The sequence below is a fragment of the Nocardia sp. NPDC059240 genome (genome assembly GCF_042753865.1).
Taxonomy (GTDB): Bacteria; Actinomycetota; Actinomycetes; order Mycobacteriales; family Mycobacteriaceae; genus Nocardia.
The window spans coordinates 65,417-78,652 of record NZ_JBHZAC010000003.1 but is presented as its reverse complement, the minus strand read 5'-3'; the positions used below and the strand labels follow the sequence as shown (position 1 = coordinate 78,652).

At 66.6% G+C, this 13,236-nt stretch carries 12 protein-coding genes; 6 read left to right on the top strand and 6 right to left on the bottom strand.

What is annotated here, in order from left to right; translation table 11 throughout:
- Positions 1-137 precede the first annotated feature (137 nt).
- Together ACFXHA_RS10595 and ACFXHA_RS10590 are read right to left on the bottom strand one after the other, a co-directional pair.
- Positions 138-629 carry a hypothetical protein gene (locus ACFXHA_RS10595; protein WP_379355220.1) on the bottom strand — a complete coding sequence of 164 codons (492 nt, stop codon included), beginning with the start codon at positions 627-629 and terminating at the stop codon, positions 138-140.
- A gap of 94 nt (positions 630-723) precedes the next feature.
- On the bottom strand, positions 724-1,554 hold the full coding sequence (locus ACFXHA_RS10590) for an alpha/beta fold hydrolase (RefSeq protein WP_379355218.1): 831 nt from the start codon (positions 1,552-1,554) through the stop codon (positions 724-726).
- Between the two features lie 205 nt (positions 1,555-1,759).
- Between ACFXHA_RS10590 and ACFXHA_RS10585 the strand changes: the two genes are divergently transcribed.
- The gene (locus tag ACFXHA_RS10585; RefSeq protein ID WP_379355216.1) at positions 1,760-2,584 is read left to right on the top strand and encodes a helix-turn-helix domain-containing protein; all 825 of its coding nucleotides are present in this window, start codon (positions 1,760-1,762) and stop codon (positions 2,582-2,584) included.
- A gap of 59 nt (positions 2,585-2,643) precedes the next feature.
- Here ACFXHA_RS10585 and ACFXHA_RS10580 read toward each other — a convergent pair whose 3' ends face one another.
- On the bottom strand, positions 2,644-3,834 hold the full coding sequence (locus ACFXHA_RS10580) for a zinc-binding dehydrogenase (RefSeq protein ID WP_379355214.1): 1,191 nt from the start codon (positions 3,832-3,834) through the stop codon (positions 2,644-2,646).
- Between the two features lie 48 nt (positions 3,835-3,882).
- A complete protein-coding gene (locus ACFXHA_RS10575) occupies positions 3,883-4,494 on the bottom strand; it encodes a TetR/AcrR family transcriptional regulator (RefSeq protein ID WP_379355212.1) in 612 nt (203 codons plus the stop codon).
- An 87-nt stretch (positions 4,495-4,581) separates the two neighbouring features.
- Between ACFXHA_RS10575 and ACFXHA_RS10570 the strand changes: the two genes are divergently transcribed.
- Positions 4,582-6,777, top strand: a complete 2,196-nt coding sequence (locus ACFXHA_RS10570) for a molybdopterin-dependent oxidoreductase (protein ID WP_379355210.1) — start codon at positions 4,582-4,584, stop codon at positions 6,775-6,777.
- Entirely contained in the window at positions 6,777-8,465 is a 1,689-nt protein-coding gene (locus tag ACFXHA_RS10565) for an NAD(P)-binding protein (protein ID WP_379355208.1), read from the top strand. The genes ACFXHA_RS10570 and ACFXHA_RS10565 overlap by 1 nt, the downstream gene beginning before the upstream one ends.
- 248 nt (positions 8,466-8,713) lie before the next feature.
- Here ACFXHA_RS10565 and ACFXHA_RS10560 read toward each other — a convergent pair whose 3' ends face one another.
- Positions 8,714-9,661, bottom strand: coding sequence for a helix-turn-helix transcriptional regulator (locus ACFXHA_RS10560; RefSeq protein WP_379355206.1), 948 nt, complete (start codon positions 9,659-9,661; stop codon positions 8,714-8,716).
- Between the two features lie 93 nt (positions 9,662-9,754).
- On the opposite strand from ACFXHA_RS10560, the gene ACFXHA_RS10555 reads away from it, so the two are divergent.
- The 3 genes from ACFXHA_RS10555 to ACFXHA_RS10545 all read left to right on the top strand — a co-directional run bounded on the left by ACFXHA_RS10555 (position 9,755) and on the right by ACFXHA_RS10545 (position 12,001).
- The gene (locus ACFXHA_RS10555) at positions 9,755-10,747 is read left to right on the top strand and encodes an alpha/beta hydrolase (RefSeq protein WP_379355204.1); all 993 of its coding nucleotides are present in this window, start codon (positions 9,755-9,757) and stop codon (positions 10,745-10,747) included.
- A 227-nt stretch (positions 10,748-10,974) separates the two neighbouring features.
- On the top strand, positions 10,975-11,466 hold the full coding sequence (locus tag ACFXHA_RS10550) for a beta-class carbonic anhydrase (protein ID WP_379355202.1): 492 nt from the start codon (positions 10,975-10,977) through the stop codon (positions 11,464-11,466).
- A gap of 91 nt (positions 11,467-11,557) precedes the next feature.
- Complete coding sequence (locus tag ACFXHA_RS10545) at positions 11,558-12,001, top strand: hypothetical protein (RefSeq protein WP_379355200.1); 444 nt, start codon at positions 11,558-11,560, stop codon at positions 11,999-12,001.
- A 3-nt stretch (positions 12,002-12,004) separates the two neighbouring features.
- Here the strand turns inward: ACFXHA_RS10545 and ACFXHA_RS10540 are convergent, their stop codons facing one another.
- The gene (locus ACFXHA_RS10540) at positions 12,005-13,054 is read right to left on the bottom strand and encodes an AraC family transcriptional regulator ligand-binding domain-containing protein (protein ID WP_379355198.1); all 1,050 of its coding nucleotides are present in this window, start codon (positions 13,052-13,054) and stop codon (positions 12,005-12,007) included.
- Positions 13,055-13,236: the final 182 nt, after the last annotated feature.

Here is a 13,236-nt window from a genome sequence, read left to right as displayed (position 1 = left end):
TGAACCGGATGGCGACGGAACCGCGACCCTGGCCGCCAGGATCTTGACAATCATTGACACACTGGTGAGTTGACGGCGTGGTTGTCAATTCCAGTGTGGTGGAACAGGTCTGGTGAAATACTACGTTGCGCCCGATATCAGGGCAGTTGGACCGTCACTCGCCTCGGTGTGTAGAAGGTGGATGTCGCTCCCGGGATTCCGGAGTCGACGGTGCCGTCGATGTCGAGCGTTCCACCGGCGTATGGGCCGTCGACGATACGGAAGCGCAGGTCTGAGGGCTGTGACGAGATGCCCGGCAGGCCGGGGCGGGCCTGTCCGTCGAGGCTGCTGACTTGTCCATCGTGCCAGGTGATCTGGCCGTTCGCCGGGGTCGGTGGCCCGAAGAAGCCCAGTCCCGCCGAGCCGGTGCCGTAGTTGTCGGCGATGTGCAGCTCCAGGCGGGCCGGGGCCTGACCTGCGAGGGGTTCGTCGCAGCGGTTCAACGTGCCGAAGATGGCGTTCATTTGCGACAGTTGGGTTGCGTCGCAGTTGATCGTCGCGCCTTGCGCCGAGGCCTGCGCGGTGAGCAGAAGTGGTGCGACCAGCGCCGCACCGAGGGCGATCGTGCTGAGCTTCCACTTGGTTTGCATCGCACGATGATAGCCAGAACGAATAATCAAATTCGCTGGCTGTTTGCTATCTTGCAGTGAGTCTCGTCACCCGGGACAGTCGGTCCAGCCGGTGTCAGCTCTTGATGAAATCGAGCAGGTCGCCGTTGAACTGCGCTGCGTGCGTGGCATAGATGGCGTGGCCGGCCGTTGGGTACTGCTTGTAGATGCTGTGCGGGATCAGGGCTGCGGTGCGGTGGCTGGAGGCGTCGATCGGGACGGATTGATCGGCGTTGCCGTGCACGATGAGGGTCGGCAGTTCGATGGCGGCCACATCGGCGCGATGGTCGGTGTTGAACAGTTCCCGGCGCACCGCGACGGTGGCGTAGGGGGAAGCCGTCTGGCAGCGGCGAATCTCGTTGTCGATCATCGCCTGGCTGACGTTGTTGTCCAGGTGGGTGGCGAAGTAGCCCTGTGCGCGATCGGCGAACCAGCGGGGGCGGTCGGTCCGGAGCTGGGCGATATCGGCCTCGTTGATCGCCTCGGGCAAGCCTTCGGGGTTGTCGTCGGTGAGGCGCAGGTACGGGAGCGTCGCGGCCAGGAATGCGACTCGCGCGACTCGCGCGACCCGCTCGGTGCCGTGCCGGGTCAGATAGCGTGCGACCTCTCCACTGCCTGCCGAATGTGCGACCAGCGTGACATCGCGAAGGTCGAGCAGCTCGATGAGGGCAGCGAGATCGTCGGTGCGAGTGTCGATGTCGTAGCCCGAGGAAGGTCGGTCGGAACGGCCGTGCCCGCGGCGGTCGAGCAGGACACAACGGAAGCCGCGCTCGAGGAAGAACGGGACCTGATATTCCCACATATCGGCATTGAGCACCCAGCTGGCGACGAAGACGATCGGCTCACCCGAGCCGTATTCCTCATACGCGAGAAGTGTTCCGTCAGTGGGCGTTTCGAAGAATGGCATGTGAGATCCCAGGGGTCGGTGGCGGTTCGTGTCCGACTCTAATGAGCGCGCTGCCGTGAAACGATTACGTCGGAGGTAAATCAACCTGGGAGCGAGTCACTCTCGAATCCGCGCGGTGCGGCGTACCGCACAGCCGGTTGCGGGGGATATGCCGGTCTGGGTACGGTCACGCGGCCACATCACGACCAGAACGCAGGGGGCTCGCATGCCGGAGGCCGCTACTTCGTTCGGCGATCTACTGCGGGCCTGGCGGCGGGCCCAAGGCGTCAGTCAACTCGAACTCGCCGGTGGTACCGGCGTATCCACGCGCCACCTCAGTTTCCTGGAGACCGGTCGCGCCGCTCCCAGCCGGGCAATGACTTTGCGCCTGGCTGAGGAATTGAAAGTACCGGCGCGAGAACGCAATACGATGCTGATCGCGTCCGGGCACGCCCCAGACTATGTCGAAAGTGTGTGGGAATCCCCGGAAATGGCGGAGGTTCGGGATGTTGTCGATCGAATTCTCGACAGTCACATGCCGTTTCCGGCACTGGTCACCGACCCGATGCGGAACATCGTCCGGGCCAATCCCGCCGTCGCGATCTTCACCGAAGGCCTGGCCCCGCATCTGCTCGGAGACAACGGCGCCGGCGGCAACGTAGCGCGCATGGTCCTTCACCCAGAAGGCCTCTCGTCCCGCCTGCTGGACCTGGCTCCGATCCGCGCCGCCATGCTCGAATACCTGCGCGCGCAACTGTCCGCCCGCCCCGACCCTCGGATCGCGGCCCTACTGATCGAATGCGAGTCCTACCCTTCCCCGCCCGCCACCGCGGCACCCGACGCCCGCGGCAGCGTATTGCTGTCCGGACAGCTCCGCCGTGGCGACCGCACCTTGAGCTTCTACAGCACCCTGCTCACCTTCGGCACCGCCACCAATCCGGCCTTCACCGACCTCACCCTGGACCTGGTTTTCCCCGCCGATCCGGCCACCACCGCCTTCATGCACGACTTCGCCGCCCGGTCCGAGGACGGCCGGCAGCCGCTGCGGTAGCTCACCAGTTGACCGCCGCCCACGCAAAACCCTCGGCCGGGAACACCAGCCGAGCGCTTTCACAAACGTGGGTGCTGGAGCGGAACGGCCGGGACTGCGATCGTCGGGCTGGTCGGATCGATCAGGATCTTCGCGTGATGTTCCGGGTTCGCCAGTGCCGCAAAGGCGTTCTCGACGCCGCCGAGTCCGACGGTGCCGGTGATCAAGGGGGAGGGGTCTACCTTCCCGTCGGCGATCAGGTGGAGTGCGTCGCGGAATTCGCCCGGGTCATAGCCCATCGCGAAGCGCAGGTCCAGTTCCTTGTTGATGGCCGCCGCCGGTCGGAACTGATCCGTCTGCATGCACACGCCGACAACGATGACGCGGGACCGTACCGGAGCGGCGGCCACGATCTGATCGATGATCCCTGGTACGCCGACGCATTCGAAGATCGCCGGTCCGGTGGGTGTCGCGCCGACCAGCTCCGCGAGGCGAAAGATCTTCCACCACGGCATATTCGGCACCCGTCGCAGCTTGTCCATGGTGTCGACGCCCAGTCGCAGGACCTCGTCGACGCGCCGGATCTCATTCGGTCGCCGGTAGGCCGTCCAGGCGGATTCGGTCGCGGGGTCGACCACGATGTCGGCTCCGCATTGCGTGGCCAGCGCTCGCCGCTGCGGGGAGAAGTCGCTCGCGACCACGGTGCGCACGCCCGAGGCCTTGAGCATGCCGATCACGGCGAGTCCGATCGGCCCGCAGCCGACGACGATCGCGGGCTGCCGGGTACCGACCTGTCCTCGGCGCACCGCGTGCCACGCCACCGCGAACGGCTCGGTCATCGCGGCGAGATCCGGCGACAACCCATTGGGTACCGGCATGGTCAGGGACTCCTGCACGATGACCTGTTCGGCGTAGCCGCCGGGCGCCGCGGCCGAGAGCCCGATCAATTCGACGCCCGAGCCGTTGCGTAGCAGGGGGAGCGCCACGACCCGGGTTCCGACGGGCCAGCGTTTGCGGCAGCCGGGCCCGTACTCGGCGATCTCGCCGCAGAACTCATGGCCCAGTACGACATCCTGGGCGGGACGCATGAAGCCGTCGTAGCCGGTCTCGGCGGCCAGCTCCGCCATATCGTCACAATGGTTGCGCGCGTGCAGGTCCGAGCCGCAGATGCCGCAGCGCAGCACGGTGATCAGGACCTGCCCGGTAGCCGGTCGCGGGACGGTCTGCTCGGTGACCCGGAATCGGGCATCGCGGCATACGACAGCGTGCATTTTCTGAGAACCCCTTGGAAACAAGTGATTTCGGGCAGCGAAGCGCTGCTACCGATGCGCTTCGAGATATCTGGTCAGGGCCAGCGTGCCCTCGGCGATGATCTGCTCGTCGCCGGTGGGATGGTCACGGTAGGCCATTTCGAAGATTCGGTCGCCGAGTTCGACGGCGACCTCGACGACGCGGCGGTCGGTGTCGCGGGGGAGCAGTCCGGTGCTGATCAAGCCCGTGTACAGCATGTCCGCGATGCGGGTCAGGTGGGTGTGGGCGTCCTTGTTCAAGCCGCTGCTGCGGGCTCGGCCCTTGTAGTACAGCGCCACGAACTGCGGGTGTTCCAGATAGTGGGCATTGTGGATGGCGATGAACGTCTCGACGGCCGCCGCGATGGTGTCCGGGCGCCCGGTGGTGGTGAGTTCCTCCGCCATCCGGCGGTCCAGGATTTCGATCTGACCGCCGATCAGGGCTTCCAGGACCGCATCCCGGTTGGCGAAGAACTGGTAGAGGGTGGCGACGGACACCTCCGCACGTTCCGCGATCGCCGTCGTCGTCACCGCGTCCACGCCCCCTTCCTGCACGAGCGTCAGCGCCGCCGCCTGGATTCGCTGCACCCGTTCGAGGCTGCGCGATTGTCTCGGGGTCCGGCGAACCCTGGCTTCGGTCATGTGATCATCATGCCAGAACATGAATGTAAATCACTTTTTAGTTTAGGGTGGGCCGGAGTGTCGCCCGCCAGAGAAGGAGCCCGTGCCATGGCGCGTACCGCAACACCCGCAGCCACGGTCCATCGCGCCGCGTGCAACCTGTGCGAGGCGATCTGCGGCATCGCCGTCACCACCACCGATGGGGTGATCACCGACATTCGCGGCGATGTCGACGATCCCTTGTCACGCGGGCATGTCTGTCCGAAGTCGGTGTCGCTGCTCGATATTCAGCATGATCCGGATCGGCTGCGGCGGCCGATGCGGCGAGTCGGCGGGCGATGGGAGGAGATCGGCTGGGACGAGGCGATCGACACCGTCGCGGAGAACCTCGTCCGGATCCGTCGGCAGCACGGCGCCGACGCGGTGGCGGTCTACTTCGGCAACCCTGCCGTGCACAGTCTCGGCGCGATGACTCACGGGACACTGTTCGGTTCGCTGCTGCGCACTCGCAATCACTTCGCGGCCAGCTCGGTGGACCAGCTGCCCCACCACGTCGTGTCATGGCTGCTCTACGGGCACCAGCTGATCCTGCCCGAACCCGACCTGGACCGGACCCGATACCTGCTGATGTTCGGTGCGAACCCGGTTGCCTCCAACGGCAGCATGATGACCGCACCGGGGATGTCACGGCGTCTGCGTGAGATCCGTGAGCGCGGCGGCCGCGTGGTCGTCGTGGATCCGCGCCGGACCGAAACCGCCACGGCCGCCGATGAACACGTCTTCGTTCGTCCGGGCACCGATGCCGCGGTACTGCTCGCCATGCTGAATGTGATGCTGGCCGACGGGATCGGTGAGCTGCCCGGCTACGTGCTCGAACTCCACGAGATGGCCACGGCCATAGCGGAATTCACGCCGGAGGCCGCCGGCCGCATCAGTGGGATTCCGCCCGCGACCATCGTTCGGCTGGCCCGCGAGTTCGCGGCCGCCGACGGCGCGGCCTGCTACGGGCGCATCGGCGTCTCCACCCAGCGCTACGGCACCCTGTGCCACTGGGCGATTCAGGTGATCAATATCGTCACCGGAAATCTGGGTCGCGCGGGCGGAACCATTCCGGCCGACCCGGCCATCGACATGACCAAGCTGGTGAACCGCGGCGGCTTCGGATCGCGGCGCAGTCGCGTGCGCGGCCTACCGCCGTTCGCCGGGGAACTCCCGGTCGCGGCGCTCGCCGAGGAGATCGCCACACCCGGTGCGGGACAGGTGCGCGCATTGGTCACCGTGAGCGGCAATCCGGTGCTGTCCACGCCCGGCGGACGCGGCTTGGACGCCGGGCTGGCCGGGCTGGACTTCATGGTCGCGATCGATTTCTATCTCAACGAGACGACCCGGCACGCCGACATCATCCTGCCGCCGACCCCGGCGCTCGAACGCGATCATTACGACCTGATCTTCCGGGCGTTCGCGGTGCGTAACACCGCCAAATACTCACCTGCGGTGCTGCCGAAACCCGCTGGGGCGCGCCATGACTGGGAGATCTTCCGCGACCTGGGCGTGCGCTATCAGCGTCGGCTCGCCGGCTCACGGTGGGGCCTGGTGAAATCGCTGCGCCACGGCAAGAACATCGAGCGGCAGGTGCGGTTGCGGTTGTCACCACGCCGCCTGGTGGATCTGTTGCTGCGCACCGGCCAGTACCGGCTGTCGGTCGCGAAACTTCTCGCCACACCCGCCGGCGTCGATCTCGGCGCGCTACGCCCGGGATTCGCCGGTCGAGTTCGGACCAAGGACCGCAAGATCCATCTGCTGCCGCAGCTCATCGCGGCCGATCTCGAGCAGTTGAGCGTGGATCTGCGCGCCGACGAGGAGGTCGATCCGGCTCTGCCGCTGCGGCTCATCGGGCGCAGGCACGTCCGTAGCAATAACTCCTGGGGACACAACTCGGGCCGATTGGTGGTGGGCGACCCGCGCCACCACCTGCTGATGCATCCCAAAGACGCCGCACGCCAAGGGCTTTCCAACGGTCCCGCGATGCTGCGGTCCACGGTCGGCGTGATCCGGGTGGATGTCGAACAAACCCTTGACCTGATGGAGGGCACGGTGAGTCTGCCGCACGGCTTCGGTCATGACCGGGCCGATGCCCGCCTCGGCGTCGCCAATCGCGTTGCGGGAGCGAGCATCAACGACATCACCGACCCGAACCTGCTCGACAGTTCGGGCAATGCCGCGTTCTGCGGACTGCCGGTCGCGGTCGAACCGCTCCCGGAACCCGCCGCGACCGGCTGCGACCTGTCGGAAGGCGAACTCTGATGCCCCACGTCATCACCCAGGCCTGCTGCAACGACGCCTCCTGCGTCGCGGTCTGCCCGGTCGGCTGCATCCGGCCGGGACCGGACGAGCCCGGGTTCGCCACCACCGAGATGCTCTACATCGATCCGGCCACCTGCATCGATTGCGGGGTCTGCGTGCCCACCTGCCCGGTCGGCGCGATCAGCCGCGACAACGCGCTGACCGGCACGGACGCCAGGTACCTCGATATCAATGCCGCCTACTACGAGCACAATCCGATCCGGCAGGCCCTCGGCCCGGTCGAGCTACCGTCGCCCACGGTCCTCGTCACGGCCGAGCCGCTGCGGGTGGCGATCGTCGGATCCGGACCGGCCGGCAGTTATGCCGCACGAGAACTGTTGAAGCATTCCGGCGTCGAGGTCGCCATGTTCGACCGTCTCCCCACGCCGGGCGGTCTTATCCGGGCGGGTGTCGCACCCGATCACCCGGCAACCAAATCGGTGGCTGACATCTTCGATCCGATGATGTCGGACAGGCGTTTTCACCTCTATCTCGATGTCGAGATCGGCGCCCATGTCACGCACGACGAACTCCTGGCACACCATCACGCTGTCATCTACGCGCACGGTGCGGCAGGGGATCGCCGCCTCGGCATCGCGGGGGAGGAGCTGGCCGGGAGTGTGTCGGCGACCGAGTTCGTCAACTGGTACAACGGACATCCCGACTACGCCGCCCGCACCTTCGACCTGTCCGGGCCGCGCGCGGTCATCATCGGCAACGGCAATGTCGCCCTCGATATCGCCCGCATCCTCGTCACCGATCCGGATCGGCTCGCGCGCACCGATATGGCCGACCATGCCGTGAACGCGTTGCGGGACAGTGCCATCGAAGAAGTCGTCGTTCTGGGCAGGCGCGGCCCCGCCCAGGCCGCCTATACGACACCGGAGCTGCTCGCGCTGTCGAATGTGCCCGGTGTGGACGTGATCACCGACCCGGCCGAGACGAATCTCGATCCGGCCAGCCGCGCGGCAGTGGGGAACCCCGCGAATCCCGCATCACTACGGCAGAAGTCGCGGATCGCAGCCGAATACTCCACACGTCCGGCCACACCCGGCAATCGTCGAATCCTGTTGCGGTACCTGGCCGCACCGGTCGAGATCCTCGGCGAGGATCACGTGACCGGGCTCAGGGTGAGTCGAAACCGGTTGGAGCAGTCCGAATCCGGAGCAATCCGGGTGGTCCCGACCGGGGTCGAGGAGATCATCGGCACCGGCCTCGTTCTTCGTGCCGTCGGCTACCGCGGCACCGCCCTGCCGGGCCTGCCCTTCGACGCCGGGAAAGGGGTGATACCCAACAGCCTGGGTCGAGTCCGGGACCCGGACACCGGCACCGTGCTGGCGGGTGTTTACGTCACCGGCTGGATCAAGCGTGGACCGTCCGGGGTGATCGGCACCAACAAGGAATGCGCCAAAGAGACAGTCGCACAACTGATCGCCGACTTCTCCACGGGAAAGCTCACCGCCCCCTCTACCTCCATCGCTCAGTTCACCGCTCTCATGCGCGAACGCCGACCCGAATCGATAGCTCTCTCCGGCTGGCGTGCAATCGATTCCGTCGAACGCCGCAACGGGCGATCGCAAGGCAGGCCCCGCGTCAAACTCACCGACCTGACCGAACTGCGCGCGGCCGGGCGTGATGGTCATTACTGACCGCACCCGCCCTGGTCTGCGCGTTCGTCAGATGAGCTTGTCTTATGTCCGAGGCCGGCTGTTGCGGACTTCTCTGGCGGTTGTGCCCCACCAGCGGCGGGCGTGGCGGCTGAGGGTTGCGGGGTCGTGCAGGCCGATGGCGTAGGCGATTTGGGTGATGGGGAGGCGGCGCACTTCGCCGAGGCTGGGCACTGCACGTCGGCGGTGCACTCCGACCCGCCTCGATAGCCACCGCCCGCGTCCGGCCGTCAGGGGTGCAAGGCGGCCAGGCAACGGTAGGCCAGGGTTTTGACCTGTTCGACGAGTTCGGGTGGGCCGGTGACGGTGAAGTCGGTGTCGAGCGAGGTGATCATCCAGCTCAGTGAGACCGGGGAGTCGCCGCCGACGTGCAGCAGGCAACTGGTGTCGTCGATGGCTTCCAGCACGCCCATGCCGGGCCAGATGCGGGCGGCGAGTTCGGTGGCCGAGCGGTGCACGAGGACGGTCGCCTGCCACGGCCACGCCCCGGCCGACATGCGAGCGTTCAGGTAGGCGGCGAAGCCGCCCTCGGGCGGGGTGCGCGGGGTGAACCGAGGACCGGTGGGGATGCGGGGGCGGATGCGGTCGATGCGGAACGAACGCCAATCCTGTTGTGCGCCATCCCATGCCACCAGATACCAGTGCTGGAACAGGTTGATCACCGCATGCGGCTCCACGTCGCGGATCGACTCGCGGCCCTGGTTGTCGGTGTAGTCGAAGCGCAGCCGCTCGTGGCGGTGGGTGGTCTCGGAGATGGCCAGCAGGGTGTCGGGGTCCAGCGGCGAGTCGGTGCGGTCGACGCGATCCATCGCGTGATGCAGCACCTCCAGACGGTGGCGCAACCGGGCGGGCAGCACTTGATTGAGTTTGGTCAGCGCCCGCAGCGCCGCCTCCGCGATACCGGCACCACCGCTGACGGTTCGCAAACCGATGGCGACCGCGACGGTCTCCTCGTCGTCGAGCAGCAGTGGCGGCAAGGCGGTACCGGCGCCGAGGGTGTAGCCCGCACTGCCCCGGGTGGAGTGCACGGGATATCCGAGTTCACGCAACCGGTCCATGTCGCGACGCACGGTGCGGACATTGACGTTCAAACGGTCGGCCAGCTCCGGGCCCGCCCAATCCGGGCGTGATTGCAGTAGCGACAGCAATGTCAGCAAACGTGCTGCAGTGTCCGACATGTGATCAGAATACCGGAAAGTAAGGACAGAACTTGTCCTTTCTGGTTCCTATCGTTCGTCGTGTTCCGCAATACCCCCAGGTAAGGAAAGGACATGGCGATGACGAAGACCCTCTCCAACACAGCGCAGGTGCACAAGATCGTGTCGGGCCCGGCGGGCCGCATTCACCTGGTCGAGCAGGGCAGTGGACCGCTGGTGCTGCTGGTGCACGGCTTCCCCGAGTCCTGGTACTCGTGGCGGCATCAACTTCCCGCCCTGGCGGCTGCGGGATATCGCGCCGTCTCCGTGGATGTGCGCGGGTACGGCCGCTCCTCACGCCCTGCCGACGCCTCCTCCTATCGGTTGCTGGAGTTGGCCGATGACGCCGCCGCTACGGTCGCCGCGCTCGGGGCGAAGTCCGCGGTCATCATCGGCCACGACTGGGGCGGCGCGGTCGCCACCACCGCGGCCCTGGCCCACCCCGATCTCTTCCGCGCGGTCGCGCACCTGTCGATCCCGTTCACCCCGCTGCCCGGACCGCCGCCCGCGGAAATGCTGGCGCAGATGAGCTTCGGCGATCAAGAGCACTACATGTCCTACTTCCAGGCCCCCGGCATCGCCGAATCCGAGATCGAACCCGACGTGCGCGGCTGGCTGCGCGGCTTCTACGCCGCGCTGGCCGGAGACACCCAGCCGGGCCCCGACGCCCCGCCGCCGGTCTTCGTCACCAAGGGCGGCGGCAAACTGCGCGACCGTTTCCCGGCCACGCGCCCCCGGCACCTCACCGAAGCCGATCTCGACGTCTACGTCGCCGAATTCGAACGCACCGGCCTCACCGGCGCGCTCAACCGCTACCGAGCCATGGGCCGCGACTGGGAAGACTTGGGCGCCTACGCGAATCAGCCCATCACCCAGCCCTCGCTGTTCATCGGCGGCAAGCTGGACGGCACCACCATGATGCTGCTCGACGCCACCAAGGCCTTCCCGCAGACCATGCCCGGCAACCAGGGCGTGCACCTGCTCGACGGCGGGCACTGGATCCAGCAGGAATGCCCCGACGAGGTCAACCAGCTCCTCACCGGCTGGCTCGCCGACCTACCCCACTGACCTAGCTGGCGAATGTGCACCCCGGACAACAAGTTCCGGGGTGCGCAGTCACGTGGGACGACGTGGACGGAGCGACACGCTGCACGTCTTCCCGGCGTCGAGGTCGGGGTGGTCGTAGTCCAGCGTTGAGTTCACGGTGCGCGAATTGCTGGTGGCGCGGGTTCCTGGCCGTCAGGGTCGATGCGTACCTGTGCATGGATCCACACCGACTGGGTGAAGGGGCGATCATGTCTGTGACCGACGAATATCTGTCCAACAATGCCGATTACGCCGATCGGTTCAGCGGGCCGTTGCCGCTGCCGCCGAGCAGGCATGTCGCGATCGTGGCTTGCATGGATGCGCGGCTCGACGTGTATCGGATACTCGGGCTGAAAGAGGGGGAGGCGCATGTCATTCGGAATGCGGGTGGGGTGATCACCGACGACGAGGTGCGGTCGTTGGCCATCAGCCAGCGGTTGCTCGGTACCACGGAGATCATTCTCATCCACCACACCGACTGCGGCATGCTGACCTTCACCGACGATCAGTTCAAGCGCGCCATCCAGGACGAGGTCGGGGTGAAACCCTCCTGGTCCGCGGAGGCCTTCCCGGATCTCGACGAGGATGTGCGGCAGTCGATCCGGCGTATCGAGAACAGTCCGTTCATCACGAAGACGACGTCGCTGCGCGGCTTCGTCTTCGATGTCGCCACCGGCAAGCTCATCGAAGTCGTGTCCTGATCGATCGAAAGAGTCTCGGGCTGAGGTGTTTTGACAGCGGTCTGCCAGGAAAAGCAGGCAGGATGGGGGTTTCCGAACAGAGGTGGATGAATTGAATTCTCGTAGTGCGTTTGTCGGAGTGGCGATAGCGGCGGCGGCGGTGTCGCTGACCGGAACCGGTACGGCCGGGGCGGATACGAACGACTATTTGATCGGGGACACCGTGTACTTCAACTCGGGTCCGGCACAGTGCTCGATTCGGCCCAACGGTGATGTGGGCTGCGATATCGCATCGGGTATCGCCACCTGGTTGGGCGTTATTCCGGTCACCGACCTGGTCATCGACGTGTCCTTCCTGCCGGCGCACCCGACCTTCGGCGCGTTCGGGCCGCACGGCCGCGCGGATGCCCGAACCCTGGATCAGGGGCCCAACGGCTATGGCTCCACCGTCTCCTATGCCGGGGCCACCTGCTCCGGCGGCGGGCGCGGGGGTACCAGCTGCCAGGCCAAGGGGCACAGCTTCAGCTTCGGCTGGTCGGGCACCCAGACCAGCTGAGTGTCACCCGTTGTGCGGTGAGCGGTACGGCCGTCGTGCTCCGTGGGTGGAGCGGGCGAACTGGCCCGGGGTCTGGCCCTTCCAGTCCCGGAACGCGGTCGCGAACGCCGAGGTGCTGGTGTAGCCGAGGCGGGTGGCGATCGCGTCGACGGTGAAGCCCGCCGTGAGCAGCTCCTCGGCCAGGATTCCCGTTGTCTCGCAGGACAGCTCGCGGAAACTGGTGCCTTCCTCGGCGAGCCGGCGGCGGAGGGTGCGGACGCTCATGTGCAATTCATCGGCAACCATCGATTGATCGACCGCCCGGCCGCTGCGGACGAGCAGGGCACGGACCTGGCCGGCCAGCCCGGTTCGTGCCCGCCGCCGCGCCACGGTCTCGGCGCACAATTGCTCGTATTGTTTGCGCAGCACCGGGTTCGCGTGCGGCATGGGCCGCCGCAATTCGGCGGCGTCGAGGGTGAGGATGTTGGCGGGGCGGTCGAAATCGATGTCGCGGACCCCGAGCAGCGTCCCGACCGCTTCGTACACCGGGGCGTAGGGGAATGTGAGTTCGAGCCGGTGTACGAGGATGTCCCAGGTCAGCAGGTCGCGTTGAATGGTGCGCACGGCCGCGAGGTCTCGTTCGACGGCGAAGCGGCGCAAGGGTTCGGGCGCGGTCACCGCGTCGAGTGTCACCAGCACGGTGTCACCGCCGTCGGCCATGCCGAATCGGGTGTAGGCGAAGGACAGCTCCGAATAGCGCACCCACAGTTCGACCATCTCGCGCACGGTCGAGCAACTGGTCATCGCCAGCCCCAGGCCGCCCAGCATCGGCAGCCGCACCGAAAACCCCGCCAGCAGACCGAATCCCGGCTCGTCGCCGATCGCGGCCAGAATATTGGCGACGACCTGGAACTCCTGCGCGATGTCTATCTCGCGTTCGGGGTCTTCCAGGTCGCGCTCGTGCAGCCCGGTCCCCGCCAATGCGGCGGCGGCGCTCAATGATCGGTCGCGGGCGAACCCGACCAGCGCCGCGGCGCTGTGAATCGAACGCACACACCAGGAGTCGTCGCGCATGCCGCGGATGCTCCCCCCTCTGATCGATCCCGGTCACGAATCTAGCAATTCTAGAGCTACCAATCGGTGGATGCTCGTGGATCGACTTCGAAGCGAAGGCCGCACCCGGACTGGCCGAAAATCGCATGAACATGGCCGCAGGCTTGCCCGCCGCTCCGCCCACCACCTCGTAGCCTGATGAC

Bases quoted from the DNA above. Each gene is read 5' to 3' on its own strand.
- ACFXHA_RS10595 (WP_379355220.1), bottom strand. From the start codon at position 629: ATGCAAACCAAGTGGAAGCTCAGCACGATCGCCCTCGGTGCGGCGCTG.
- ACFXHA_RS10590 (WP_379355218.1), bottom strand. From the start codon at position 1,554: ATGCCATTCTTCGAAACGCCCACTGACGGAACACTTCTCGCGTATGAG.
- ACFXHA_RS10585 (WP_379355216.1), top strand. From the start codon at position 1,760: ATGCCGGAGGCCGCTACTTCGTTCGGCGATCTACTGCGGGCCTGGCGG.
- ACFXHA_RS10580 (WP_379355214.1), bottom strand. From the start codon at position 3,834: ATGCACGCTGTCGTATGCCGCGATGCCCGATTCCGGGTCACCGAGCAG.
- ACFXHA_RS10575 (WP_379355212.1), bottom strand. From the start codon at position 4,494: ATGACCGAAGCCAGGGTTCGCCGGACCCCGAGACAATCGCGCAGCCTC.
- ACFXHA_RS10570 (WP_379355210.1), top strand. From the start codon at position 4,582: ATGGCGCGTACCGCAACACCCGCAGCCACGGTCCATCGCGCCGCGTGC.
- ACFXHA_RS10565 (WP_379355208.1), top strand. From the start codon at position 6,777: ATGCCCCACGTCATCACCCAGGCCTGCTGCAACGACGCCTCCTGCGTC.
- ACFXHA_RS10560 (WP_379355206.1), bottom strand. From the start codon at position 9,661: ATGTCGGACACTGCAGCACGTTTGCTGACATTGCTGTCGCTACTGCAA.
- ACFXHA_RS10555 (WP_379355204.1), top strand. From the start codon at position 9,755: ATGGCGATGACGAAGACCCTCTCCAACACAGCGCAGGTGCACAAGATC.
- ACFXHA_RS10550 (WP_379355202.1), top strand. From the start codon at position 10,975: ATGTCTGTGACCGACGAATATCTGTCCAACAATGCCGATTACGCCGAT.
- ACFXHA_RS10540 (WP_379355198.1), bottom strand. From the start codon at position 13,054: ATGCGCGACGACTCCTGGTGTGTGCGTTCGATTCACAGCGCCGCGGCG.